The sequence below is a fragment of the Streptococcus oralis genome (assembly GCF_016127915.1).
GTDB lineage: Bacteria > Bacillota > Bacilli > Lactobacillales > Streptococcaceae > Streptococcus > Streptococcus oralis_BO.
On record NZ_CP066059.1, the window covers coordinates 1,069,178 to 1,095,493 of the forward strand.

The window sequence follows — 26,316 nt, forward strand, 5'->3', positions numbered from 1 at the left end:
CTCCTCTTTCTAGCTATTCACCAAATGGGCGTAAAAGCCATTCTGTGCAAGCAAGTCTGCATGGGTACCTTCTTCGACAATTTTGCCCTGATCCAAAACAACAACCTTTTCTGTCCGCTCAGCGATGGTCAAGCGATGGGCGATGAAAATCAAGGTCTTATCTAAAGCCATGAGATTATCCACGATCCGCTTCTCTGTCAAAATATCCAGACTGCTGGTCGCCTCATCCAATATCAAGACAGGCGCATCTGTCAAGAGAGCACGCGCCAGAGCAATTCTCTGACGTTGTCCACCTGAAATCCCTGCCCCATCCGAAGTTAATTCTGTCTGATAATTCAGTGGCATGCGCTCGATATCCTCCCGAATTTCAGCCAATTCAACTGCTCGTAAGATATCTTCTTGCGTCGTCCCTTCCTTGGCTCCAAGGAGCAGATTCTCCAAAATCGTGCCGTTAAAGACATAGGGCTGTTGAGGTAGATAGTTGATATACTGGCGCAAGGCTTTTTTATCAATCTGATTGAGATTGACACCACCCAGACTAATCTCTCCCTGACTAGGGTCATAGAAATTAACCATCATCTTTGCCAAGGTGGTCTTACCCGAACCTGAAATCCCCACGAAAGCCATCTTTGATCCTTGCGGAATGGTCAAATTGATATCCGACAAGACGTCACGACCATAGCCATACTTATAATGAACCTGCTTAAAAATCATATCTCCCTTCATCATGCTCAAATCTTCGACTGTTTTCTTCTCCTCAAACTCCGAAGCGACCAGATAAACCTCATTTAAGCGATTATTGGCAACCTGCGCTGTCTGAAGTTTGGTTTGCAGATTGATGATATTTTCCAAAGGATTGGTAAAGTAAACAAGCAAAGTATTATAGGTAATCAATTGCCCCAAACTCATCTTGCCATCCATGACGAGTACTGCCCCCATCCAGAGAACGGCAACATTGAGCAGGAGCTGAGCAACTTTTTTCAGTGCCTTTTGCTGACTTTCTGCCCGACTGTAGGTAAAGGATTTTTTCAGATAATCTACAAATTCCTTATCAATCTTTTGGTAACGCTGACTTTCACTGGTCAAGGACTTAATGGTCTCGATACCGTTGATGTCCTCGATGATAGAAGAAGACAGAACCGCATTAGCTTCCATGGTATCACGATTCATCTTTTCAAAAGGCTTCATAAAGGCAAAGATAATCACTGTATAGATGGGAAGCGCAAGCAGACTAATGAAAAAGAGTGTCATATTTTGTGAAAACAAGACCAGCGAGATAATCAAAATCGTCGACACATCTAGGAAAATCGACAGAATGGTCGACGCCAACGCATCGATGATACTGTTGGCATCTGTAAAACGAGATACGATTTCTCCTGTCCTGCGTGTCGCGAAAAAGGACATCGGCAGGTGAAAAACATGCTTGATGTAGGACAAAATCACATCGATGGACAAGCGCTGCCCAAGGATTAGTAGGAGATATTCCTGCGCGTAGGACAAAATCTGCTGGAGGATATAGACGATGACCAGCCCAATAGAGATAATACCCAGCGTCGAGCGCATCTGATCTGGCACGTAACTATCAATGATGGACTGAAGATAGTAGGAGCCCACGATATTGATCAAGGTTACCAAGAGTGTCGCTAGGACGATATTGGTAACTAAGCCACGCTGTTTGAATAAAATCGGCAAGAAGGATAGGAGACCCTGTTTCTTCTCCTTATGAGGTTTATAGCCCGGAGATGGCGCCATAAAAATACTGACCCCTGTCCACTCTTGCGCAAAACGCTCACGGGAAATCTTGGTCAGCTTGACACCAGGATCCGGATCAGCGATATGAATGTGCTTTTTATCCTGACCTATCACCACATAGTAGTGGAGCAACTTCCCTTCCTTGAGCACATGAGCCACAAAAGGAAAGGTCAAATCTGGCAAATCAAAGAGCGTCATATCCGCCTTGATAGCCCGCGTCTCAAATCCAATCTCCTCTGCCACCTTTACAAGTCCCAAAGCGGTCGTCCCATCCATGGTCGTCTTGGCTAACTCTCGTAGATGAGCCAAGGAGTAATAACTACCGTAGTAACCAAAGACCATAGCCAAAGAAGCCACGCCACAATCCATCTGATCCACCTGGGGACGATAGTGCCTTTTCCTAAATTTCATATCTTCTCCTTTTTCTAACAATCTCTTTAAAAATTTGTAAGATTATTTTAACCAAATAAGGATAAAAACAGGAGAATATTCCCAAATAAACCATTTTCGCGCCTAAAACGCACTTTAAAAAGCATAAACTATCATTTAAATGTAAAAAAGCAGAACAAAAGTTCTGCCTGTTTAAAGTAACCGTTAAAAAATGAACGTCCAGAAATAAACTATTCTGAAATGATATTCTCTTTACTTCTATAAAGTGAGATAAATGTCATCAAAAATAATGAAATCGTAGGTATATCAAAACATTCAAACCACGTAGGTAGATTTATTTTGTTTACATCAGCCACAATTCTAATCATTAGATAAGCTATAGAGCTAAACAATACAATAAACTCTGACCAAGCTTTTTGTAGTAATTGAACAACTTTCATCTCAAACTCCGATCTGATGGTTCATCAATTTCCAATCGTACTTTTTTTTGTTTTGTACTTGTATCCTACATAAAACAGACCAAGCAGAATTGGATAGGTTTCTGGATAAAACAGAGTATTGATCGGATTTTTCATAATCAAATACGTTGCGATATAAAGAATAATCGATACGACAAAATACCCCTCAGCAAATCCTAATAAGATTTTTTTCATAGCAGACTCCTATTTACCTGAAAAGAGTGCTCGAGTTGTTAAAATAGCTCCACCTGTATATACAAAACCTTTTACAAAACCAACTGCCACAGGGATAAGAAGGGGAAAGGCTCCCCCTTGAATTTCCTGCAAGTCCGTATCAGTCATTGTTTCAAATTTTAAAATAGATTTTTCCATATCATCTCCTCCTTCTATTACCATCTACCCGTCACATAATTATAACCTGCAATTCCTGCTGCAGTAATTCCACCAGCAATTTTAGCTGCTGTCACAGGATTAGCAATCACCCAAGCTACAATCGGCCATGCTCCCCCATTCACATCCGTCAACTCTTCTTCTGTAAGAGCTACAAAGTTCTGTTCCATTTTGTCAAAGTTTGTCATCTTTTTTCTCCTTTATTTTTATTTTTTTAGTTTACGGTTTCTAGGCTTTAAACCATTTTAAAAACCAGATTGGGTAAATTACTGAAATCATTTTCTTCTCTCCTTCCTTTTCTTCTCACTTATCTATTCGAGAAGTAATTTAAAATGAACAAGTAAATTTCATTTATTTTAAATACCATTTGATTAACCATGGCAATAAGATTGGTAAATGCATCGCGTAATCTCCTTCCCTTTTTCCTTACCTATCTATTCGAAAAACAATTCGAAAATAAACAATTCATTCATTTTTATTTTAAAAACCACTTAATAAACCACGGATAAAAGCCGGTCACATACATAAACGTTCCTCCTTTTTCTTTCTCATCTCTTTATTCGCAATTTCTACTAAAAGTTTCTCTTTTTTCTGCAAATAAAAAACAACATGACTTGCATGTTGCTTTTGGCTATTTTTTATCTTTAATAATCGCTACTACATCCGCTACACTTTGAAGTTGGTCGATTTCCTCATCAGTGATTTCGATACCAAATTCATCTTCTAGTGTCAAGACAAACTCCATCAAGTCCACTGAGTCCGCATCTAGATCGTCTTTCAAACTCAAAGCCTCTGTTACGGCAAAGTCTTCTCCCTGTCGCTCTTGGATAATGGTTACAATACGGTCAAAAATTTCTTTTTCTGTCATCTTTTTTTATTCTCCTGAAAATTCACGCGCAGTCTGAGCAACTACGTCTGTTTCTAGCATGGTACGAATCTGACGAATCGTACTGTACACAGCCTTGGCATCACTTGAGCCATGAGTTTTTACAACTGGCGCCTTGACACCAAACAAGACTGCTCCTCCAACATCTGAATAGTTGAGCTGTGTCTTCAACCCCTTAAGACTATCCTTAAGAAGTAGAGCACCTAGCTTCGCTCGAAGGCCACCACCCGTAATAGCATTTTTAAGTAAGCCCATGATTCCCAAAGCTGTACCTTCGATGGATTTGAGAACAGCGTTTCCCGTGAAACCATCTGTTACGACAACATCCGCAACGCCATTCATCAGATCACGCGCTTCCACGTTTCCGACAAAGTTCAAACTTTCATCAGCTACTAGCAAGTCGTATGTTTCCTTACGAAGCGGATCTCCCTTGCTGCTTTCTGTTCCATTGTTGAGCAAACCAACACGTGGTTTCGAAATTCCACGAACATTTTTCGCATAGAAGGAACCTAGGACAGCGTATTGGTGCAGATGATGGGTTGTATTTTCCGCATTGGCTCCAAGGTCTAGCATGTCAAACCCTTTTCCATCAATGGTCGGCAAGGTAGACATGAGTCCTGGGCGATCGATATTTTTGATACGACCCACAATGAAGAATCCTGCAGCCAACAAGGCACCTGTGTTCCCAGCTGAGAGGACAGCGTCTGCTTCTCCCTCTTTGACAGCCTTGGCCGCTAATACCATGCTGGCATTTTTCTTCTTACGGATAGCTTTTGTCGGCTCATCGTCTGAGTCAATTTTCTCATCTGTATGGATGATGCTAATGCGCTCTGTCGCTGTTAGATATTGCTTGATCTTGCTTTCGTCTCCGTAAAGTTGAATCTCAATATCTGAAAAGTCAGCTAGAGCTTGATTGACACCCTCAACGATGGCTTGAGGTGCGTAATCGCCCCCCATAGCATCTACTGCGATTTTTTTCATTTGTCTTCCTCTTTTAGTAATTGTCCCCAGTCTGCTAGGGAATCAATGAATTTCTTTGATTTTAGGTGAATCCCAACATACTCTTCGTAGAGTTGATCCATGAACTTGCGCAAGTCTTGCTTGATTTCGGCCTTAAGCGAAATCGTCTCCAAGGTTTCAAAATCAATGGCTTGAAATTGATTGAGCAGATAAGGGATGTTGGGATTCAGATGGCAACGTTTCTCGTCCTCATGAAAATGATCCGGACAGAGGCAGGCTCCATATTTAAAAGAAAAGTCAAAGGCCTGACCCACCCGATGGCAAAAGACACACTCATTAAAATTAAGGCTGATCCCAAATCGAGTCAAGATTTGAATTTCAAAAATATTGGTCAAAACCTGATAATCTATGCCTGCTTCCATCAACTCTAGAGTCTTCCTCAAGAAAGCAAACAAGGGAGCATCCTGCTGATTATCCTGCAAACTAGCATCTGCAAGAGCAGCCACATAGGTTGCATAGGCCATGACAAAGAGATCACTATTAATCTTGGGGAAGGTCATCACCTCATGGTAGTCCTCGATGTAGCTAAGCCCATCATCATTGATGCGCAAGAGAAATCGTGCCAACACCAAGGGCTGAATAACTGGAGCTAGTTTGGACTGGCCAGCGTGTTTGACGAAAAACATGCGCTTGCCCGCTTGCTCGGTAAAGATCTTGACTAGCTTGTCATCCTCACGAAAGTTACGATTGTAGAGTACGAGACCTTGACTCGTGATAGACTGAATCATGCTTCTCTCATGTACTCCTCAAGTCGTTTCATGGACTCTCTGATCGTTTCCATGCTGGCTGCATAAGACAGACGCACATAGCCTTCTCCGTAACGTCCAAAGGCTGCACCAGGGATAAAGGCAACGGCCTTCTTATAGGCAAAATCCTTCAGAAAAGCAAAGGAGTCTTGATTGTAGCCCGCTGGAATCTTAGCAAAGATATAGAAGGCCCCATCTGGTTTGATAATCTCAAAACCAAGAGCAGTCATCTTTTCGATGATATAATCTCGACGCTGAATGTATTCCTTCTTCATAGGCTCTGCGTCGTTTTTACCAGCGGTCAAAGCCTCCACCGCAGCATGTTGCGCCATGGTGTTTGCCGCAGTAACCAAATATTGGTGACTCTTGATTAACTGAGCTGTGAAAGCTGCAGGAGCAAAGATAAAGCCTAAACGCCAACCAGTCATAGCATGCGATTTAGACAAGCCATTGATAATAATAGCCTGGTCTCTCAGCATAGTTCCCAGAGACACATGAGCTTCGCCTGTATAGGTTAATTCTGAGTAAACCTCATCACAGACAACAAAAATCTCATACTTGCGTAAAACGTCTGCCAAGGCTTCCAACTGCTCCCGACTATAGGTAATTCCTGTCGGATTGGCTGGATAGTTGAGAATAACTGCTTTGAGCTTGTCCCCTTGCTCCAAAATGGCCTTTTCCAACATCTCAGGAGTCAAGACAAAACCATTTTCAGTTGTATCAATCTCGACAATCTCTGCTCCAACCAGATTGACAATCGGTTCATAACCTGGATAAGCAGGAGCTGGCAAGAGCACCTTGTCTCCCTCTTCCAAAATAGCCGTCAAAGTAGCAGATAAAGCCTCTGTCGCCCCAATTGTAACCAAAATTTCATTTTCAGGATGATAATCTAGCTGGTACTTTTCTTTTACAAAGTCGCTAGCAGCCTGGCGCAAGGTCAGTAAACCGCTCATCCCTGTATAGTAGGATTGGTTCTGATCAATGGCTTGCTTGGCTGCCTCCTTGATATGATCTGGCGTTGTAAAATCAGGTTCCCCCAAGGTCAAACGCAAGACCCCAGGAATCTCCGAAATAGCCTGATCAAACTGGCGAATCAAGGAAACTTGAATCTTGTCTAACTGTTTATTAAAGCGCTTGGTTAAGTCCATAGATATCCCCCTTGCTTACAGAACATAGTACTATTATACTACAAAAGCTTCCTGACCGCAAAATCCATCTGAACCCCGCATTTTTCACTTTCTGTTTTACTTTTCTTCTCGACAGGACTATAATAATAAGTGCTTATTTTCGGAGGTTTATATGTCATTTTTATCAAAAAATGGAGCAGGAATCTTGGCCTGCCTTCTCATTTCTATCGTATCTTGGTTCCTGGGAGGATTTTTCCCCGTCGTGGGTGCACCTGTCTTTGCAATTTTTGCTGGAATGCTCCTCCACCCCTGGCTCTCACCCTACAAACAACTAGATGCAGGTTTGACCTTTAGTTCCAAAAAATTGCTCCAGTATGCCGTTATCTTACTCGGTTTTGGTCTCAATATCTCGCAAGTCTTCGCAGTTGGACAAACTTCACTCCCTGTCATCCTTTCCACCATTTCGATTTCCTTAATCGTTGCCTACCTCTTCCAGCGTTTCTTTGCGCTAGACACAAAACTGGCTACCTTGATTGGAGTGGGTTCTTCCATCTGCGGTGGCTCTGCCATTGCTGCGACAGCACCCGTTATCCATGCCAAGGAAAAAGAAGTTGCCCAAGCCATTTCCGTTATCTTTTTCTTCAATGTCTTGGCTGCGCTCATCTTTCCAACTCTAGGAACCTGGCTTCACCTATCCAATGACGGCTTCGCCCTCTTTGCAGGAACTGCGGTCAATGATACTTCTTCTGTAACGGCCACAGCTAGTGCTTGGGACAGTCTTTACCATACCAATACCCTCGAATCTGCAACCATTGTCAAACTCACGCGCACCTTAGCAATCATTCCCATCACTCTCTTTCTCTCCTACTGGCAAAGTCGCCAGCAAAAAAACAGCCAAGATTTCCAACTAAAAAAAGTCTTCCCACTTTTTATCCTTTATTTCATCCTAGCCTCTCTCTTAACGACTCTTCTCACCTCTCTCGGCGTGTCTAGTAGCTTCTTCACCCCTCTCAAACAACTCTCCAAATTCCTTATCATCATGGCCATGAGTGCCATCGGTCTCAAAACCAATCTGATTGCCATGGTCAAATCCAGCGGTAAATCCATCCTTCTTGGAGCCCTTTGCTGGATTGCCATCATCCTCACCAGTCTTGGCATGCAAGCATTGATTGGTACTTTATAAAATAAAAAGGTAGCCCATGGCTACCTTTTTATTGCTCAAGAATTAAGCGTGTGTGTTCTCTCTTGATACAGCGATTCATCACGATGTCATCGCATCCTCCAGCACGCAAGATTTCTTCCGCTTCTATATTTTCAAGTCCTAATTGCGCCCAAAAAATCTTGGCATCAGCCTTGAGAAAATCACGCGCCACATCTGGTAAAAACTCGCTACGTCGGTATACATTGACAATGTCCACAGGAAAAGGAATCTCAGCTAGACTCGCATAAGCCTTCTCTCCCAAAATTTCCCCACCTGCAGCCTTGGGATTAACTGGAATGATTTTATAGCCTCGAGCCTGCATTTCCTTGGTCACTCGATTGCTAGTTGTTTCTTCACGATCGGACAAGCCCACTACCGCTATCGTTTTACTGGTCGCCAGATACTGACGAATCACACCATCACTTGGATTGATATATTCTTGGCTCATAGAAATCCTCCTTTTTTCTCAGTATAGCATATTTTGAAAAGGCTTGCAGATTTTGACTATAAAAATCTCCTAGCAAGAAAAGAAACCTGCTAGGAGTTCTGTCTACTTCAAGTGAAAGATTAAATCTTTTTCTCAATACAAAATAGGGGAGAAAGAGGACGTTTTTCGTGAATACGGATAATAGCATCGCCCAGAAGATGAGCAATCGAAATTTGTTCAATCTTATCAATTAAACGCTCTTCTGGTAGGTAGATAGTATCCAAAACAACCAATTTTTTAATAGCTGATTTTTGGATATTATCCATAGCAGGACCAGAAAGTACTGGGTGCGTACAGCTTGCGTAAACTTCAACAGCACCTGCTTCAGCAAGAGCATCCGCTGCATGACAAATGGTTCCAGCTGTATCGATCATATCGTCAATCAAGATACAAGTCTTACCTTCTACCTTACCAATGATGTTCATCACTTCACTGGTATTCATCTTGTCTACACTACGGCGTTTGTCAATAATCGCAATCGGAGTTTTCAAAAACTCTGCCAATTTACGAGCACGAGTCACCCCACCATGGTCTGGGCTGACAACCACGTAGTCAGAGCCAACCATGCCACGACGTTCAAAATAGTCCGCAATCAGTGGAGCACCCATCAAGTGATCTACAGGAATATCAAAGAATCCCTGAATCTGTGCAGCGTGCAAATCAATCGTCAACAAACGATCTACCCCAGCAACTTCTAGCATGTTTGCAACGAGTTTTGCAGTGATTGGCTCACGCGCGCGCGCTTTTCTATCCTGACGTGCATAGCCATAGTAAGGCATAACAACATTGACAGATTCTGCACTAGCACGCTTCAATGCGTCCACCATAATCAAAATTTCAAGTAAATTATCATTTACAGGTGAACTAGTTGATTGTAGGATAAAGACGTGTTTTCCACGGATCGATTCTTCAATGTTGACCTGAATCTCCCCATCTGAAAATTGGCGAACAGTCGATTTCCCCAACTCTACCCCAATTTCTTGCGCCACACGCTCTGCCAATTCTCTATTAGAAGAAAGGGCAAACAGCTTTAAATCAGAAAAAGACATGATTTCCTCCGGTATTTATGTATCACTTGTTTTTACACAACATTTTCCATCTACCATTGTAGCGCTTTTTCCTTTATTTTTCAATCAAAAATAAAACAAGAGCAAACATTTATACCCTTGTTTTATGCTATTTTATATTAGCTATATTAAAACTAAAAATCCTATATTTTAACAATCGATTTTATGCTAGGATGAGATTTTTTCGAGACAAAGTTAGTATACTTCTCTCATACTTCCTGTATCCACATCATAGACAGCACCTGAAATAACCACATCATCAGGGATCAATGGAGATTCTCGAAGCAATTGCATATCCTCTCTCACACTCTCTTCAACATCCTGGAATGGTAAAAAATCTTGATCAGACACATCAACTCCGAGCTCGTGTTTCAAATGTTCATGAAAACTTTCATTTTGAAAGGTTTGAGCTCCACAGTCTGTATGGTGAAGCACCACGATTTCTCTTGTCCCCATTTGTTGCTGGGAAATCACCAGTGAACGAATCATGTCTTCAGTCACTCGACCACCCGCATTCCGCAAGATATGAGCATCTCCAAGTGCCAAACCAAGAGCATGGGCAACATGTAGACGCGAGTCCATGCAGGTCACGATAGCTACTCTGGTTTTCGGTTTAAGTGGCAAATTTAACTGCCCATGTAGGGCAACATAAGCCTGATTGGCTTTCATAAACTGTTCAAAATACGACACGATTCCCTCCTCAAAAATTTGATAATCAAATATTTCTCCTATCTTATCATTTTTAAGAGGATTTGTCACGGATTATGCAAAGACCTTTTTCAAAACTTCTTGAATCGTTGTCACACCAATGACTTCAATTTCCTTGGGTGGAGTGATTCCTGTCAAGGAATTCTTGGGTACATAGATCTTGGTAAAGCCCAGTTTTGCCGCTTCATTGATGCGTTGTTCGATACGATTCACGCGCCGAATCTCTCCAGTCAAGCCCAATTCTCCCACAAAACATTCCTGAGGATTGGTAGGCTTATCTTTATAGCTCGAAGCAATAGCAACCGCAACTGCTAAGTCAATGGCAGGCTCATCCAATTTCACACCACCAGCAGATTTGAGATAGGCATCCTGGTTCTGCAAGAGAAGCCCTGCTCGTTTTTCCAAAACAGCCATAATCAGACTTGCACGATTGAAATCAAGTCCAGTCGTCGTACGCTTAGCATTTCCAAACATGGTTGGTGTTACCAAAGCCTGAACCTCCGCCAAAATCGGACGGGTCCCTTCCATGGCCACAACGATTGACGAGCCAGTAGCCCCATCCAAACGCTCCTCTAGGAAAACTTGACTCGGATTGAGTACCTCAACCAATCCACCCGACTGCATCTCAAAAATCCCAATCTCATTAGTGGAACCAAAACGGTTTTTGACTGCCCTCAAAATACGGAAGGTATGGTGGCGCTCCCCTTCAAAGTAAAGCACCGTATCCACCATATGCTCCAACATACGCGGACCAGCCAAGGTCCCTTCCTTGGTCACATGCCCTACGATAAAGATGGCAATGTTATTGGCCTTAGCCAGCTGCATAAGCTCAGCGGTCACCTCACGCACCTGAGAAACAGACCCCTGCACCCCTGAAATCTCAGGAGACATAATAGTCTGGATGGAGTCGATGATGAGAAAATCTGGTTGGATGCGCTCCACCTCTGCTCGAACACTCTGCATATTGGTCTCTGCATAGAGATAAAACTCGCTATCGATATCTCCCAAGCGCTCTGCTCGTAACTTAATCTGCTGAGCAGACTCCTCCCCACTAACATAGAGAACGGTCCCTACTTGAGACAACTGGGTTGAAACTTGTAAAAGAAGGGTTGATTTCCCGATTCCTGGATCTCCACCGATGAGGACAAGACTTCCTGGCACCACTCCGCCTCCAAGCACACGGTTGAATTCCTCCATCTCCGTCTTGGTTCGATTGACATTGATAGAAGTCACCTCAGCTAGTTTCATGGGCTTAGTTTTCTCACCTGTCAAGGACACACGCGCATTCTTGACCTCGGCAACCTCAACCTCTTCTACAAAAGAAGACCAAGACCCACAGTTAGGACAACGTCCCAGATATTTAGGGGAATTATACCCACAATTTTGACATACAAATGTCGCTTTTTTCTTTGCGATGATTCTAATCCTCTCATTTTAAAATTTCTTTTTTTCACGCTATCAACTATCTTTCTTTAAAACAGTCAATCCGCCATCATCTGCATAAGCATAATACTCTCCATCCGGACTAAAACCAAAAATATACGGTAAATAACCTTTATAAATTTGTACCCTAGTTTCTTTATCCTTTTCCCAAAAAATGGTTAAAATCGGATACTTCCCAGATTGATCTTTTTCCATTGTCACTCGGATATCTTCCCCATTGTCCAAAGGGAGACTTCCACCATATTGTCCCGCAATAGAAATGGGAGAATCACAGCCCTCATACATGGCTACTAATTCCGTCTCATCATAATCCCCATCTACAGTAGTTACCTGATCATTTTCACAGTCAATTATTGACATATATTCTGAAGAAATACAAAGAATTTTATAATAGGCTTCTGGAAGAAAAGCTAAGTAAAGAAATCCTCCAATACTGATATTATAGACTTTCTTATACCCTTGACAATTTTCTGGAGTAAAAGACTGAAAGTTTTTATAACTCATTTTATTATCCTTCTTTCCATCAGCTGATTTCTCCTGTTATGGTTTTGAAAGCAGGTCCTTATCTTAATGCCCTGTCGACCCAAAACCACCAATTCGCACGCCGTCTGCTTCATCCTCATCTGCGATTAAAAATGGTGCAAAGACAGCCTGGACCACACGTTCTCCAACTTCAAGAATCACTTCTTGGTCAGTAATGTTTTTCATCTGAGCAAAGATATGGCCTTCATTCCCAGGATTTCCATAATAATCCCCATCAATGACCCCAACTGAGTTAATCAAGACCAAGCCTTTCTTACGAGGGTTTGATGAACGGTCATAGAGATAGAGCACCTCTGTCGGCTGCATATAAGCCTTGACTCCTGTTGGGACGAGAACAATCTCTCCTGGAGCAATCACAGTGCGTTCTGCAACCTTTAAGTCGTAACCAGCCGCATGCGCTGTCTCACGCTTAGGCAATAAATTTTCATCTGTAAAACTCGAAACCAATTCAAAACCACGAATTTTCATATTTTTCTCTTTTCTATAATCATTTATTCTAGGCTATTTTATCTTATTTATTCGAAAAAAGCACGAAAAAAGAGCACACAATTCACATCGCTTAGGGCTGCTGGATTCCTCCCCTGACCCACTTCACGCAGAACTGTTGCTCTACTATTTATTATACCACATTCCCCTCGGTTTTTAAAGAGAAATTATTTTTTCCGTCGATTTCGGAAAAAGTCCTGCATAATTGCTGCACAGTCATCTTCCAAAATTCCCGTTTCTACCTCTACACGATGATTGAGACGCTCATCTGTCAAAATATTATACAGACTTCCAGCTGCACCAAATTTCTGGTTTTTAGCCCCGTAAACTACGTTTGGAATACGGGCAAGCCCAATCGCACCACTACACATAACACAAGGCTCAATGGTCACAAAAAGCGTACAATCCAGCAGGCGCCAACTCTCTTCACTCACATTCGCATTCTCTATAGCCATGATTTCTGCATGCATGACCGCCCGTTGCAACTCCTCGCGCGCATTATGCCCCCTACCAATGATTTCTCCATCCTTGACAATCACACAACCAATTGGAATTTCATCGTGTTCTAAGGCAATCTCAGCCTCTCTCAAAGCCTCTCTCATAAAGGCTTCTTTTTCTTCAACTGTATAATTCATCGTTCTTCTCTTTTCCTACTTGTCGATTTTATTATTATATCATGATTCTCAACACAAAAAAAGCCACCGAATGTGGTGACTTAATAGGGAGATTATTATGAAAAAGAAAAGTTTAGGATATTTGTTACAACAAGTTAGGAGGTCTTCTTGTAACTGACTATAGTATACCCAACCTGTCTTAAACTAATCTTAAAAATCTCCTATGACCAAACACTTTCTAAAATATTAGTTTGTTCACGACCAGGTCCTACTGAGAAAGTTGAGATACGAACACCAACCAACTCGCTTACACGACGAACATAGTTACGTGCATTCTCAGGAAGGTCTTCCAAATTACGGACTCCAGTGATGTCTTCTGACCAACCTGGCAATTCCTCGTAGATTGGCTTGCAGCGTTTCAACTGCTCAAGACTAGCAGGATAGTAATCAATACGTTGACCATCAAGATCATAGGCCACACAGATTTTTACCGTATCCAAACCGCTCAAAACATCGATAGAATTCAATGAAAGATTGGTAATCCCAGATACACGACGGCTGTGACGCATCACAACTGAGTCAAACCAACCTACACGACGTGGACGGCCAGTTGTTGTACCGTATTCATGACCTACTTCACGGATGCGATCTCCCACTTCATCAAACAATTCAGTTGGGAAAGGTCCGTCTCCTACACGACTTGTGTAGGCTTTACATACACCTACAACCTTGTCAATCTTACTTGGACCAACACCAGACCCAATTGTCACACCACCAGCGACAGGGTTTGAAGAAGTAACAAATGGATAAGTCCCTTGGTCAATATCCAACATGACACCTTGCGCCCCTTCAAACAGCACACGTTTGCCATTATCAAGCGCATCGTTCAAGATAACAGACGTATCTGTCACATACTGCTTAATTTGTTGGCCATACTCATAGTACTCTTCAAAAATGTCATCAACTGAAATAGAGGTGCTATCATATAATTTTTCAAACAGACGATTCTTTTCCGCAAGATTGCGTTCCAAACGCTCACGGAAAATATCCTTATCCAAAAGATCCGCAATACGAATTCCAACACGAGCAGCCTTGTCCATATATGCTGGACCAATTCCCTTTATTGTAGTACCAATCTTATTATCGCCCTTAGCCTCTTCTTGCAAGCGATCCAACTCAATATGGTAAGGCAAAATAACATGCGCACGATCAGAAATACGCAAGTTATCAGTTGTCACACCTTCCTCATGAAGATAGCTCAACTCTTTCACAAGGGATTTTGGATTCACGACCATCCCATTCCCAATAACAGAGATTTTTTCAGGAAAGAAAATTCCAGATGGAATCAAGTGCAACTTAAATTTCTTACCATCAATCACAATCGTGTGACCAGCATTATCACCACCTTGATAACGAGCAATTACCTCTGCATTAGCTGAAAGAAAATCTGTAATTTTCCCTTTACCTTCATCACCCCATTGGGTACCTACAACAACAACTGAAGTCATAATAAAATTCGTCTGAGCTACTAGGAGCTCGTCCTTTCTCATATACATGGCAGGAATTTCACCCGCAATTATATCTTACAATTTATTATAAGAAAAAATCGCCTTTTTATCAAGAAGAAACAGTAGAAAAGATTTGGAAATTCTTTCATTTCTAAATACAAAAGCCTTTGATTATAAGCTAATTCTATATTTTTTAAAATATAACTATAACTATCGTTCGTAATTATGATATAGATGCTTCCTATTGGATGAGAGTTGTACCACCTTGCAGTAATTTATCTAGATATAGACGATAAGCTGTTCTAAAGTGATACAGAGAAAAGTCCCTATCACTTTTAATTTTAAATCGGATTAAGTAATATAGTAAAAACCGAAGATGAAGTGATTCCCACTCTGCACAACTCTGGCCTAAAAAGGCATATTCTTGTTCAACTAGTTTCAAAAAGACAAATGCTCGGTCATAAAATTTCTGAAGCATATAAAAATTCCCCTTCTTATTAGTAACACTAGTCTAACAAAAAAAGGAACTAAAAAAGCTTCAAATCCTATAAAAGAAGAATTTAAAGCTAAACTAACTAAAAATAAAATAAAGAGGCAATTATAGATTTAAAAATTAAAATTTGAAATTTCAACAGTCCACTATATTAATAAATAAAAAAACGCTCAATTGAACGTTTCGATCTATACTCCGCCAGTAGGACTCGAACCTACGACATCATGATTAACAGTCATGCGCTACTACCAACTGAGCTATGGCGGATAAAAGCTAAGCGACTTCCATATCTCACAGGGGGCAACCCCCAACTACTTCCGGCGTTCTAGGGCTTAACTGCTGTGTTCGGCATGGGTACAGGTGTATCTCCTAGGCTATCGTCACTTAACTCTGAGTAATACCTACTCAAAATTGAATATCTATCAAATCTCAAGAAAACCTTACACTTCGTATTCTCAGTTACTTTGGATAAGTCCTCGAGCTATTAGTATTAGTCCGCTACATGTGTCGCCACACTTCCACTTCTAACCTATCTACCTGATCATCTCTCAGGGCTCTTACTGATATAAAATCATGGGAAATCTCATCTTGAGGTGGGTTTCACACTTAGATGCTTTCAGCGTTTATCCCTTCCCTACATAGCTACCCAGCGATGCCTTTGGCAAGACAACTGGTACACCAGCGGTAAGTCCACTCTGGTCCTCTCGTACTAGGAGCAGATCCTCTCAAATTTCCTACGCCCGCGACGGATAGGGACCGAACTGTCTCACGACGTTCTGAACCCAGCTCGCGTGCCGCTTTAATGGGCGAACAGCCCAACCCTTGGGACCGACTACAGCCCCAGGATGCGACGAGCCGACATCGAGGTGCCAAACCTCCCCGTCGATGTGAACTCTTGGGGAGATAAGCCTGTTATCCCCAGGGTAGCTTTTATCCGTTGAGCGATGGCCCTTCCATACGGAACCACCGGATCACTAAGCCCGACTTTCGTCCCTGCTCGAGTTGTAGCTCTCGCAGTCAAGCTCCCTTATACCTTTACACTCTGCGAATGATTTCCAACCATTCTGAGGGAACCTTTGGGCGCCTCCGTTACCTTTTAGGAGGCGACCGCCCCAGTCAAACTGCCCGTCAGACACTGTCTCCGATAGGGATTACCTATCCGGGTTAGAGTGGCCATAACACAAGGGTAGTATCCCAACAACGTCTCCTTCGAAACTGGCGTCCCGATCTCTTAGACTCCTACCTATCCTGTACATGTGGTACAGACACTCAATATCAAACTGCAGTAAAGCTCCATGGGGTCTTTCCGTCCTGTCGCGGGTAACCTGCATCTTCACAGGTACTAAAATTTCACCGAGTCTCTCGTTGAGACAGTGCCCAAATCATTACGCCTTTCGTGCGGGTCGGAACTTACCCGACAAGGAATTTCGCTACCTTAGGACCGTTATAGTTACGGCCGCCGTTTACTGGGGCTTCAATTCATACCTTCGCTTACGCTAAGCACTCCTCTTAACCTTCCAGCACCGGGCAGGCGTCACCCCTATACATCATCTTACGATTTAGCAGAGAGCTGTGTTTTTGATAAACAGTTGCTTGGGCCTATTCACTGCGGCTGACTTAAAGTCAGCACCCCTTCTCCCGAAGTTACGGGGTCATTTTGCCGAGTTCCTTAACGAGAGTTCTCTCGCTCACCTGAGGCTACTCGCCTCGACTACCTGTGTCGGTTTGCGGTACGGGTAGAGTATGTTTAAACGCTAGAAGCTTTTCTTGGCAGTGTGACGTCACTAACTTCGCTACTAAACTTCGCTCCCCATCACAGCTCAATGTTATAGATATAAGCATTTGACTCATATCACACCTCACTGCTTAGACAGACACTTCCATTCGTCTGCTTTAGTTAGCCTACTGCGTCCCTCCATCACTACATACTCTAGTACAGGAATATCAACCTGTTGTCCATCGGATACACCTTTCGGTCTCTCCTTAGGTCCCGACTAACCCAGGGCGGACGAGCCTTCCCCTGGAAACCTTAGTCTTACGGTGGACAGGATTCTCACCTGTCTTTCGCTACTCATACCGGCATTCTCACTTCTATGCGTTCCAGCACTCCTCACGGTATACCTTCTTCACACATAGAACGCTCTCCTACCATACCTATAAAGGTATCCACAGCTTCGGTAAATTGTTTTAGCCCCGGTACATTTTCGGCGCAGGGTCACTCGACTAGTGAGCTATTACGCACTCTTTGAATGAATAGCTGCTTCTAAGCTAACATCCTAGTTGTCTGTGCAACCCCACATCCTTTTCCACTTAACAATTATTTTGGGACCTTAGCTGGTGGTCTGGGCTGTTTCCCTTTCGACTACGGATCTTAGCACTCGCAGTCTGACTGCCGACCATAATTCATTGGCATTCGGAGTTTATCTGAGATTGGTAATCCGGGATGGACCCCTCACCCAAACAGTGCTCTACCTCCAAGAATCTTTATGTCGACGCTAGCCCTAAAGCTATTTCGGAGAGAACCAGCTATCTCCAAGTTCGTTTGGAATTTCTCCGCTACCCACAAGTCATCCAAGCACTTTTCAACGTGCCCTGGTTCGGTCCTCCAGTGCGTCTTACCGCACCTTCAACCTGCTCATGGGTAGGTCACATGGTTTCGGGTCTACGACATGATACTAATGCGCCCTATTCAGACTCGGTTTCCCTGCGGCTCCGTCTCTTCAACTTAACCTCGCATCATATCGTAACTCGCCGGTTCATTCTACAAAAGGCACGCTCTCACCCATCAACGGGCTCGAACTTGTTGTAGGCACACGGTTTCAGGTTCTATTTCACTCCCCTCCCGGGGTGCTTTTCACCTTTCCCTCACGGTACTGGTTCACTATCGGTCACTAGGGAGTATTTAGGGTTGGGAGATGGTCCTCCCAGATTCCGACGGGATTTCTCGTGTCCCGCCGTACTCAGGATACTGCTAGGTACAAAGACTATTTTAAATACGAGGCTGTTACTCTCTTTGGCTGATCTTCCCAAATCATTCTTCTATAATCTTTGAGTCCACATTGCAGTCCTACAACCCCGAAGAGTAAACTCTTCGGTTTGCCCTCCTGCCGTTTCGCTCGCCGCTACTAAGGCAATCGCTTTTGCTTTCTCTTCCTGCAGCTACTTAGATGTTTCAGTTCACTGCGTCTTCCTCCTCACATCCTTAACAGATGTGGGTAACAGGTAGTACCTGTTGGGTTCCCCCATTCGGAAATCCCTGGATCATCGCTTACTTACAGCTACCCAAGGCATATCGTCGTTTGTCACGTCCTTCTTCGGCTCCTAGTGCCAAGGCATCCACCGTGCGCCCTTATTAACTTAACCTTATTTTCTGACCTTTCAGTCATAAACTCTTATTAATACTACAGCGTTTCGGTTTATTTTCTTGTTACTATTTGATATAGATATTCAATTTTCAATGTGCATTACTTGGTGATCTCTCACCAATGGAGCCTAGCGGGATCGAACCGCTGACCTCCTGCGTGCAAAGCAGGCGCTCTCCCAGCTGAGCTAAGGCCCCACAAGACCTCTCAAGACTAAACAAGACCAATGTGCAGTTCCTTATCCTTAGAAAGGAGGTGATCCAGCCGCACCTTCCGATACGGCTACCTTGTTACGACTTCACCCCAATCATCTATCCCACCTTAGGCGGCTGGCTCCTAAAAGGTTACCTCACCGACTTCGGGTGTTACAAACTCTCGTGGTGTGACGGGCGGTGTGTACAAGGCCCGGGAACGTATTCACCGCGGCGTGCTGATCCGCGATTACTAGCGATTCCGACTTCATGTAGGCGAGTTGCAGCCTACAATCCGAACTGAGACTGGCTTTAAGAGATTAGCTTGCCGTCACCGGCTTGCGACTCGTTGTACCAGCCATTGTAGCACGTGTGTAGCCCAGGTCATAAGGGGCATGATGATTTGACGTCATCCCCACCTTCCTCCGGTTTATTACCGGCAGTCTCGCTAGAGTGCCCAACTGAATGATGGCAACTAACAATAGGGGTTGCGCTCGTTGCGGGACTTAACCCAACATCTCACGACACGAGCTGACGACAACCATGCACCACCTGTCACCTCTGTCCCGAAGGAAAACTCTATCTCTAGAGCGGTCAGAGGGATGTCAAGACCTGGTAAGGTTCTTCGCGTTGCTTCGAATTAAACCACATGCTCCACCGCTTGTGCGGGCCCCCGTCAATTCCTTTGAGTTTCAACCTTGCGGTCGTACTCCCCAGGCGGAGTGCTTAATGCGTTAGCTACGGCACTAAACCCCGGAAAGGGTCTAACACCTAGCACTCATCGTTTACGGCGTGGACTACCAGGGTATCTAATCCTGTTTGCTCCCCACGCTTTCGAGCCTCAGCGTCAGTTACAAGCCAGAGAGCCGCTTTCGCCACCGGTGTTCCTCCATATATCTACGCATTTCACCGCTACACATGGAATTCCACTCTCCCCTCTTGCACTCAAGTTAAACAGTTTCCAAAGCGTACTATGGTTAAGCCACAGCCTTTAACTTCAGACTTATCTAACCGCCTGCGCTCGCTTTACGCCCAATAAATCCGGACAACGCTCGGGACCTACGTATTACCGCGGCTGCTGGCACGTAGTTAGCCGTCCCTTTCTGGTAAGATACCGTCACAGTGTGAACTTTCCACTCTCACACTCGTTCTTCTCTTACAACAGAGCTTTACGATCCGAAAACCTTCTTCACTCACGCGGCGTTGCTCGGTCAGACTTCCGTCCATTGCCGAAGATTCCCTACTGCTGCCTCCCGTAGGAGTCTGGGCCGTGTCTCAGTCCCAGTGTGGCCGATCACCCTCTCAGGTCGGCTATGTATCGTTGCCTTGGTGAGCCGTTACCTCACCAACTAGCTAATACAACGCAGGTCCATCTGGTAGTGATGCAATTGCACCTTTTAAGCAAATGTCATGCAACATCTACTATTATGCGGTATTAGCTATCGTTTCCAATAGTTATCCCCCGCTACCAGGCAGGTTACCTACGCGTTACTCACCCGTTCGCAACTCATCCGCTCGGTGCAAGCACCAAGCTTCAGCGTTCTACTTGCATGTATTAGGCACGCCGCCAGCGTTCGTCCTGAGCCAGGATCAAACTCTCATTAAAAGTTTGAGTTCTCACTCATTTCTGTCACTGACAGATTTATTGTTTTTTCATTGTTCAGTACTATAACCTCAGTTATAGTGCCCTGCACATTGGTTCGTCTTGTTCAGTTTTCAAAGGTCTTTGTCACTCATTCTCTCTCAAGCGACAACTATATTAGTATATCACAGCCATCTGTCTCTGTCAACAGATTTTTTGAACTTTTTTCAAGTTTTTTTAACCGCAATACACCATAGTCCGTACGGGATTCGAACCCGTGTTACCGCCGTGAAAAGGCGGTGTCTTAACCCCTTGACCAACGGACCTGAGCTTTTCAACTCTTTCTATTATACCTACTTTTTTACCTTTGTCAAGAACTTTTTTCAGTGAAGTTAATTTTTTCTTTTCTTCACTAACTTAACAACTGCTTCTGTTCGTGCAGTGTGAGGAAACATATCAACCGACTGGATATACTGGAGATCATAGACTTTTACTAGTTTAACCAAATCTCGCGCCAAGGTCGAAACATTGCAGGATACATAGACCATTCTTTCTGGAACATAGGTCAGTATGGTATTCAACAGCTTATCATCTAAGCCTGTACGAGGAGGGTCGACTATCAGGGCATCTGCTCGGTAGCCATCACATTTGAACAAAAAAAGAGAGGTCTAACCTCTCTAAATTTATTTTTCTTCACTCATTTTTGATTTTACTTCATCATAAGATAGTGCATGAGATTCCTCTTCTACTGTCTCAGGCATTTTTCCTGTTTCGTAAAGAGATTTAATCTGTGTACTATCCAATGTTTCGTATTTCAACAATGCCTCTGCAATCAGTTTATGGGTTTCACGATTTGATTGAATAATCTCAGCTGCTTTATTTCGTGCTTCATTCAATAATGAACGAACTTCCTCATCAATCTCATAGGCTGTTTGTTCTGAAATTGATTTTTGAGGACTTTGTGCACCAAACATAGCATGATTTCCTTCGTATTGAACTGGGCCAAGTTTTTCACTCATACCATATTCAGTGACCATCGCACGCGCCATCTGTGTAGCTTGTTCAAAGTCATTGGAAGCTCCTGTAGTTTGGACATTAAAAATAATCTCTTCAGCTACACGACCACCCATCAAACCTGCCAATTGCTCTTTCATGTCTTCTTTAGATAGAAGCATTTGATCCTCTTTCGGAAGTGCAATCATGTAACCACCTGCACGTCCACGTGGTACAATGGTAACTTTATGAACAACACGGGCATTTGACAAGACTAAACCAACAATGGTATGTCCAGCCTCATGATAAGCAACCAATTCACGTTCTCTTTGTGATACTGTTTTATCTTTCTTAGATGGTCCAGCAATCACTCTGTCCTCTGCCTCATCAATATCTGAAGCATCAATGATTGATTTGTTGCGACGGGCTGCAACTAGGGCCGCTTCATTTAGAACATTTTCTAAGTCAGCTCCCACAAAACCTGGAGTTTGTTGGGCAACTAGTTTCAAATCAACATCGTCTGCCAAAGGTTTATTTTTAGCGTGAACTTTCAAGATTGCTTCACGACCTTTAACATCAGGGCGACCAACCAAGACTTTTCTATCGAAACGTCCTGGGCGGAGAAGAGCTGGATCTAGAACATCTGAACGGTTCGTCGCAGCGATAACGATGATTCCTTCATTTCCTTCAAAACCATCCATTTCAATCAAGAGTTGGTTCAAGGTTTGTTCACGTTCATCATTTCCTCCACCGAGGCCAACACCACGTTGGCGACCAACAGCATCAATTTCATCGATAAAGATGATAGCTGGTGCTGCTTTTTTGGCATCTTCAAAAAGAGAACGAACACGACTAGCTCCAACTCCGACAAACATTTCTACAAAGTCAGAACCTGAGATACTAAAGAATGGAACACCAGCTTCTCCGGCTACTGCCTTAGCAAGCAAAGTTTTACCTGTTCCCGGAGGTCCCTCCAAAAGAACACCCGCAGGAATGCGCGCACCAAGTTTTGTAAATCGTTTTGGATCTTTTAGGAATTCAACAACTTCTACTAATTCTTGTTTTTCTTCCTCGGCACCAGCAACATCTGAGAACCGTACCTTGATATCTTCTTTGTTTGCAGCTTTGGCCTTGCTACGTCCAAAACTCATTGGATTTCGGCCACTATTTCCTCCCATATTTCCCATCATAGAGAATAGGAAGAAGAAGAGAATAGCAAATGGCACAACAGAGACAAGGATATTGATCCACATACCGCTTGAACTCTCATGTTTGACTGTTACTTCTGCCTGATGTTCAGAAGCAAGTTTTTGCAATTCTGAAACTGTTGAATCAGACGGAAGGATAGTACTTGAGAATCTTTCTACTGTTGTAGCTGTAGGAGGGAAAAATTGAATTCCTGTTTCTTCTTTACTAGTCTTAGGATTTTTATAAACACCAGATACTTCAATAATGCTACCATTTGGCTGATAGGTTAATTCTTTTACATTGTCTGCTGTAATTTCTTTTACCAATTCTGTATAGTTAATTTTTTCGCTTCGTCCAGCAGTATTTCCAGAGTAAAAATACTGGAATCCTGTTACGAGGAAGAAGATAATTAACAAGTATAGAAATGGATTTCTAACTAAACCATTATTTTGTTTTTTCATTAAAGATAGATCTTTCTAATTTGAATAAACTTCTTCTTTCAATACTCCGACATAAGGAAGGTTACGATAATTTTCTTTATAATCTAGACCATAGCCTACTACAAACTCATTTGGAATAGTAAAACAAGTATAATCCGCCTCAATTTCAACAACGCGTCCATCTGGTTTGTCCAACAAAGTCGCGATTTTAACAGAAGCTGCTTCTCTTGCAATAAACATATCTCTCAAATTCTTCAAAGTTTGACCTGTATCGATGATATCCTCTACAAATAAGACATGTCTTCCTTTGATATCTTGAGTCACGTCTTGCTTGATATTGATGACACCACTACTTGCTGTTCCACCATGGTAACTAGATACCATCATGAAGTCCATCTCAATATGCGTATCAATATGTTTGACCAATTCAGCCATAAAAGGAATCGATCCTTTTAGAATTCCAATAAGAATTGGATTTTCCCCCTCATATTCTTTTGTTAATTGTGCACCTAGCTTTTTAGCTGCTTCTGTAATTTCATCATGTGAAACGAGGATTTTTTTAATATCGTGTTCTAACATCTTTTTACCTATCTATTTTTTCTATATAAAGTACAGTGTTCATTATATCATTTTTCGTGTTTTTACTCAAATCACTGGTCGCAATTCCTAAAATTGAGACAATTTCTCCAAATTGCTCAATAATAGGGATTGTTTTTCGTTTTTCAATAGGGATTTTCAAATCTATAAATAAACGTCTCAGTTTCTTTCGATGACCATTTAGGATAATAATATCGCCAGGTTTTCGACATCTAATATGTACAGATGTTTCCCGTGAAACTGTTACTTTTTGAACAAAATCCCCTTCAATAGGGATACCAAAGGAAAATAAATAGCCCATATATCGAACTTGATTTTGATAGTGTAACACAAGTTCATCTTCCTTTTCATCAGCCTGTGGACTGATTTTGCAAACTCGAAAATTCTGATACTCCTTTATCAATTCATAACCATTTTTAAGAGAATGACGATACTGGCTTTTAGTTGCTAAAATCTGTTGAAGTTCAGCAAACTGAGCCTTTGTCAGATTTAAGTCTGGAAATTGATTAAGATAGTTCTGGAGCAAGATTCCTTGAGTTTGTTGAGAGTATGAAAATAGCTCATTCAAATCTTCCACATCAATTTGTTTAGAAAGCTCCGTTATTGTTGCTTGGTAATCTGAAATTTCCCTTCCTAAATCTAAAAGGGCGGATTTAAGACGAGGATTTTCTTTTTCAAGTTCTGGTAAATACCTATTCCGAATGCGATTGCGAAAATAGGTACTTTCTTGATTTGTTTGATCTTCGAAGTGAACAATTGGTGGAAAATCCTTTTTATGAAAATACAACAAGGGACGGATGATTTCAATTCCATCAACTACTTGACTTTCTTTTATTCCTGTTAAATGACGTAGCCGACTTCCTCGAATCAAGCGCATCAAAATCGTTTCAACCTGATCATCTGCATGGTGGGCAGTAACCAAGGCAGTTGCTCCAACCTCTTTCATGATTTTCCTAAAAAAATCATAACGAAACTCTCGAGCACGCGCTTCTGAAAATTCTCCTGAAAAGCTTGTGATATAAATAGGAAGTTCAGCTGCATCAGCTAACTTCCTTAGTTCATTTTCCTCCCAGTCAGACTCACTTCTCTGCTTGTGATTGACATGTGCTACAATCAACTCAATTCCCAACTCATTTTGATAAGTAGACAATAGATGGTATAAAAACATCGAATCCAGTCCACCAGATAGAGCTAATAAGACTTTCGAATGTTTTTTGAAATACTCTTTTCGGAGAAAATGATTTAAAAAATCCTGGTCCCTCATTTTAGAACCTCATAGACATCCTTAGCTATCTTAGCAATAGTATCATAATCAGAATTTTTGGTGAAAATGGAAAGAACAAAAGGAGAATCCGTATAAACAATGGCAGTGTCATGTTTAAACTCATCGGCATCTCCAATTTTATGAGCTACCTTAACCGAAACACCTTTTGCGATTCGTTGGTTGTCAAAATCAGTCTTACCTAGAGACTCTAAGACAAAACCATTCTGATTATAAATAGCTTCCATGACTTTTCCAGCCATTTTTGAAGAAGTTAGTTTATCATTCACATCCCAATCTTCGCCCATAATGGTGGACATTTTTTCTTTGAAAGCCCCGTCAGATTGATTGGTCACGTAATAACCTAAAATATTATGAGCAACATTATCAGACTCTTTTGTTACCTTGGTAATTAACTGTTGAAGACTGTATTCTTTGTTATCTTCTTTTTTAGGTAAGCTACCACTACCTTCTGGTTTATAGGACCCAGGGAAACTATTTACTTCTGAGATATACTTGAAGCTACTGTCCAGCGTATACTCTCCTTGATTTATCTTATCTTGAGCATAATAAAGATAGGCTAGTTTCAAGATGCTAGCTGCATAGAGTTTGCTGTCTTCATTCACCCCAGCCTCTTTACCTGTAGTCAGTTGTTTAACATAAATAGAATAATTTTCATTCTGATAATTGTTTGATAAAACTTCTTGAACCTTCTGGATGCGATTGTCTTCTTCTGAGGTGAACTCTTTTGATACCCACCCAACTTGATCGATATGAAGAAATTCTTGTCCCTCAGCAAAGAGAGTTCTATCCACCGTTACGCGTTGATAGGGAGAGAGGGATGAAGAAATTTCTTTAGTGTCATAAGGGCTGTTATAGATAACAAACCCCTGCTCCAACCATACTTGTCTATTTTGAGTTTGAACTTGACTTTGATCATAGACCAAACGCTTATCTGCAAGGATAAACTGGTGATTATCTAATTTAAAAACAGGAACACCTTGTTTATTCAAACGCCATTCTACTATTTTAAAGGTGGTTCCAGGAGTCAATTTACCAGACTCTTTAACAAGATCCTCATTAGCATAGACGGCTGTTTCTCCATATACCATTGGGGATTCCAGAGTTTCTTTATAGTAGAATCCATAATCAGACTCAGTTAGATAATAAATTTCTTGCGAAGAGTAAGGAAGCTGTTTTTCTGTGCTAACTACTCTTGAGGTTATGATAAAAGCAGGTAGCAATAAAACTACTAAGAACTTACGCATTCTTCTCTTCCCTTTCTTCTTGTAATCGTAATAAATGGTTTTTAGCTGCCAATTCCTCTAATTTTTCATCTGATAAACTTAGAAATTGCTCAACAACTTCCAATAAATTTTCCAT

The 26,316-nt window shown here is 42.2% G+C and carries 24 protein-coding genes, 3 tRNA genes, 3 rRNA genes, 1 other RNA gene and 1 pseudogene; 1 reads left to right on the forward strand and 31 read right to left on the reverse strand.

Annotated features, from left to right (window positions below):
- Nucleotides 1–9: 9 nt before the first annotated feature.
- The 9 genes from comA to I6H78_RS05220 form a co-directional block, all read right to left on the reverse strand.
- A complete protein-coding gene (gene comA, locus I6H78_RS05180) occupies nt 10–2,163 on the reverse strand; it encodes a peptide cleavage/export ABC transporter ComA (protein WP_198459010.1) in 2,154 nt (717 codons plus the stop codon).
- A 209-nt stretch (nt 2,164–2,372) separates the two neighbouring features.
- Nucleotides 2,373–2,582 carry a hypothetical protein gene (locus I6H78_RS05185; RefSeq protein WP_000869801.1) on the reverse strand — a complete coding sequence of 70 codons (210 nt, stop codon included), beginning with the start codon at nt 2,580–2,582 and terminating at the stop codon, nt 2,373–2,375.
- A 24-nt stretch (nt 2,583–2,606) separates the two neighbouring features.
- Entirely contained in the window at nt 2,607–2,795 is a 189-nt protein-coding gene (locus I6H78_RS05190; RefSeq protein WP_198459011.1) for a hypothetical protein, read from the reverse strand.
- Between the two features lie 9 nt (nt 2,796–2,804).
- Nucleotides 2,805–2,972, reverse strand: a complete 168-nt coding sequence (locus I6H78_RS05195) for a bacteriocin (RefSeq protein ID WP_000415691.1) — start codon at nt 2,970–2,972, stop codon at nt 2,805–2,807.
- 17 nt (nt 2,973–2,989) lie between these two features.
- On the reverse strand, nt 2,990–3,178 hold the full coding sequence (locus I6H78_RS05200; protein WP_084921541.1) for a class IIb bacteriocin, lactobin A/cerein 7B family: 189 nt from the start codon (nt 3,176–3,178) through the stop codon (nt 2,990–2,992).
- Nucleotides 3,179–3,621: 443 nt separating this feature from the next.
- A complete protein-coding gene (locus I6H78_RS05205; protein ID WP_000136435.1) occupies nt 3,622–3,858 on the reverse strand; it encodes an acyl carrier protein in 237 nt (78 codons plus the stop codon).
- 6 nt (nt 3,859–3,864) lie between these two features.
- Nucleotides 3,865–4,857: a phosphate acyltransferase PlsX gene (plsX, locus tag I6H78_RS05210; RefSeq protein ID WP_198459012.1), complete on the reverse strand. Its 993-nt coding sequence runs from the start codon at nt 4,855–4,857 to the stop codon at nt 3,865–3,867.
- The gene (gene recO / locus I6H78_RS05215; RefSeq protein ID WP_198459013.1) at nt 4,854–5,624 is read right to left on the reverse strand and encodes a DNA repair protein RecO; all 771 of its coding nucleotides are present in this window, start codon (nt 5,622–5,624) and stop codon (nt 4,854–4,856) included. Before recO ends, plsX begins: the two co-directional genes overlap by 4 nt.
- Nucleotides 5,621–6,790, reverse strand: a complete 1,170-nt coding sequence (locus I6H78_RS05220) for a pyridoxal phosphate-dependent aminotransferase (RefSeq protein WP_198459014.1) — start codon at nt 6,788–6,790, stop codon at nt 5,621–5,623. Before I6H78_RS05220 ends, recO begins: the two co-directional genes overlap by 4 nt.
- 151 nt (nt 6,791–6,941) lie before the next feature.
- Between I6H78_RS05220 and I6H78_RS05225 the strand changes: the two genes are divergently transcribed.
- Nucleotides 6,942–7,952 carry a YeiH family protein gene (locus I6H78_RS05225; RefSeq protein WP_198459015.1) on the forward strand — a complete coding sequence of 337 codons (1,011 nt, stop codon included), beginning with the start codon at nt 6,942–6,944 and terminating at the stop codon, nt 7,950–7,952.
- Between the two features lie 28 nt (nt 7,953–7,980).
- Here the strand turns inward: I6H78_RS05225 and I6H78_RS05230 are convergent, their stop codons facing one another.
- The 22 genes and pseudogenes from I6H78_RS05230 to I6H78_RS09440 all read right to left on the reverse strand — a co-directional run bounded on the left by I6H78_RS05230 (nt 7,981) and on the right by I6H78_RS09440 (nt 26,316).
- Nucleotides 7,981–8,418 carry a CoA-binding protein gene (locus tag I6H78_RS05230; protein WP_198459016.1) on the reverse strand — a complete coding sequence of 146 codons (438 nt, stop codon included), beginning with the start codon at nt 8,416–8,418 and terminating at the stop codon, nt 7,981–7,983.
- 119 nt (nt 8,419–8,537) lie between these two features.
- A complete protein-coding gene (locus I6H78_RS05235) occupies nt 8,538–9,506 on the reverse strand; it encodes a ribose-phosphate diphosphokinase (RefSeq protein WP_198459017.1) in 969 nt (322 codons plus the stop codon).
- A 213-nt stretch (nt 9,507–9,719) separates the two neighbouring features.
- Complete coding sequence (locus I6H78_RS05240; protein WP_007522536.1) at nt 9,720–10,214, reverse strand: beta-class carbonic anhydrase; 495 nt, start codon at nt 10,212–10,214, stop codon at nt 9,720–9,722.
- A 72-nt stretch (nt 10,215–10,286) separates the two neighbouring features.
- Nucleotides 10,287–11,651 (reverse strand): DNA repair protein RadA, encoded by a 1,365-nt coding sequence (radA, locus tag I6H78_RS05245; RefSeq protein WP_198460229.1) that lies wholly within the window; start codon nt 11,649–11,651, stop codon nt 10,287–10,289.
- A gap of 39 nt (nt 11,652–11,690) precedes the next feature.
- Nucleotides 11,691–12,179, reverse strand: a complete 489-nt coding sequence (locus I6H78_RS05250) for a hypothetical protein (RefSeq protein WP_198459018.1) — start codon at nt 12,177–12,179, stop codon at nt 11,691–11,693.
- Nucleotides 12,180–12,242: 63 nt separating this feature from the next.
- Nucleotides 12,243–12,686, reverse strand: a complete 444-nt coding sequence (locus I6H78_RS05255) for a dUTP diphosphatase (protein WP_198459019.1) — start codon at nt 12,684–12,686, stop codon at nt 12,243–12,245.
- Between the two features lie 55 nt (nt 12,687–12,741).
- An RNA gene (gene ffs / locus I6H78_RS05260) (signal recognition particle sRNA small type) lies at nt 12,742–12,839 on the reverse strand.
- Between the two features lie 32 nt (nt 12,840–12,871).
- Nucleotides 12,872–13,339 (reverse strand): tRNA adenosine(34) deaminase TadA, encoded by a 468-nt coding sequence (tadA, locus tag I6H78_RS05265; protein WP_033629129.1) that lies wholly within the window; start codon nt 13,337–13,339, stop codon nt 12,872–12,874.
- Between the two features lie 200 nt (nt 13,340–13,539).
- On the reverse strand, nt 13,540–14,826 hold the full coding sequence (locus I6H78_RS05270) for an adenylosuccinate synthase (protein ID WP_198459020.1): 1,287 nt from the start codon (nt 14,824–14,826) through the stop codon (nt 13,540–13,542).
- Between the two features lie 241 nt (nt 14,827–15,067).
- On the reverse strand, nt 15,068–15,304 hold the full coding sequence (comW, locus tag I6H78_RS09395; protein WP_232619926.1) for a sigma(X)-activator ComW: 237 nt from the start codon (nt 15,302–15,304) through the stop codon (nt 15,068–15,070).
- 208 nt (nt 15,305–15,512) lie between these two features.
- Nucleotides 15,513–15,586 (reverse strand) — tRNA-Asn (locus tag I6H78_RS05275).
- Nucleotides 15,587–15,591: 5 nt separating this feature from the next.
- Nucleotides 15,592–15,707: ribosomal RNA gene (gene rrf, locus I6H78_RS05280) — 5S ribosomal RNA — on the reverse strand.
- A gap of 76 nt (nt 15,708–15,783) precedes the next feature.
- Nucleotides 15,784–18,682: ribosomal RNA gene (locus I6H78_RS05285) — 23S ribosomal RNA — on the reverse strand.
- Between the two features lie 123 nt (nt 18,683–18,805).
- Nucleotides 18,806–18,878, reverse strand: a tRNA-Ala gene (locus I6H78_RS05290).
- 51 nt (nt 18,879–18,929) lie between these two features.
- Nucleotides 18,930–20,478, reverse strand: a 16S ribosomal RNA gene (locus I6H78_RS05295).
- The 16S, 23S and 5S rRNA genes sit together here with 3 tRNA genes alongside, the layout of an rRNA operon.
- A 230-nt stretch (nt 20,479–20,708) precedes the next feature.
- Nucleotides 20,709–20,780: transfer RNA gene (locus I6H78_RS05300), tRNA-Glu, on the reverse strand.
- Nucleotides 20,781–20,846: 66 nt separating this feature from the next.
- Nucleotides 20,847–21,098 (reverse strand): annotated as a pseudogene (locus tag I6H78_RS05305) (23S rRNA (uracil(1939)-C(5))-methyltransferase RlmD); the annotation flags it as partial.
- Between the two features lie 39 nt (nt 21,099–21,137).
- Nucleotides 21,138–23,096, reverse strand: a complete 1,959-nt coding sequence (gene ftsH, locus I6H78_RS05310; RefSeq protein ID WP_198459021.1) for an ATP-dependent zinc metalloprotease FtsH — start codon at nt 23,094–23,096, stop codon at nt 21,138–21,140.
- A 15-nt stretch (nt 23,097–23,111) separates the two neighbouring features.
- Nucleotides 23,112–23,654, reverse strand: a complete 543-nt coding sequence (gene hpt / locus I6H78_RS05315; RefSeq protein ID WP_049518880.1) for a hypoxanthine phosphoribosyltransferase — start codon at nt 23,652–23,654, stop codon at nt 23,112–23,114.
- 4 nt (nt 23,655–23,658) lie between these two features.
- Complete coding sequence (gene tilS, locus I6H78_RS05320) at nt 23,659–24,936, reverse strand: tRNA lysidine(34) synthetase TilS (RefSeq protein ID WP_198459022.1); 1,278 nt, start codon at nt 24,934–24,936, stop codon at nt 23,659–23,661.
- Nucleotides 24,933–26,201, reverse strand: a complete 1,269-nt coding sequence (locus tag I6H78_RS05325) for a serine hydrolase (RefSeq protein WP_198459023.1) — start codon at nt 26,199–26,201, stop codon at nt 24,933–24,935. The genes tilS and I6H78_RS05325 overlap by 4 nt, the downstream gene beginning before the upstream one ends.
- Nucleotides 26,194–26,316, reverse strand: a complete 123-nt coding sequence (locus I6H78_RS09440; RefSeq protein WP_000429343.1) for an SP_0009 family protein — start codon at nt 26,314–26,316, stop codon at nt 26,194–26,196. The genes I6H78_RS05325 and I6H78_RS09440 overlap by 8 nt, the downstream gene beginning before the upstream one ends.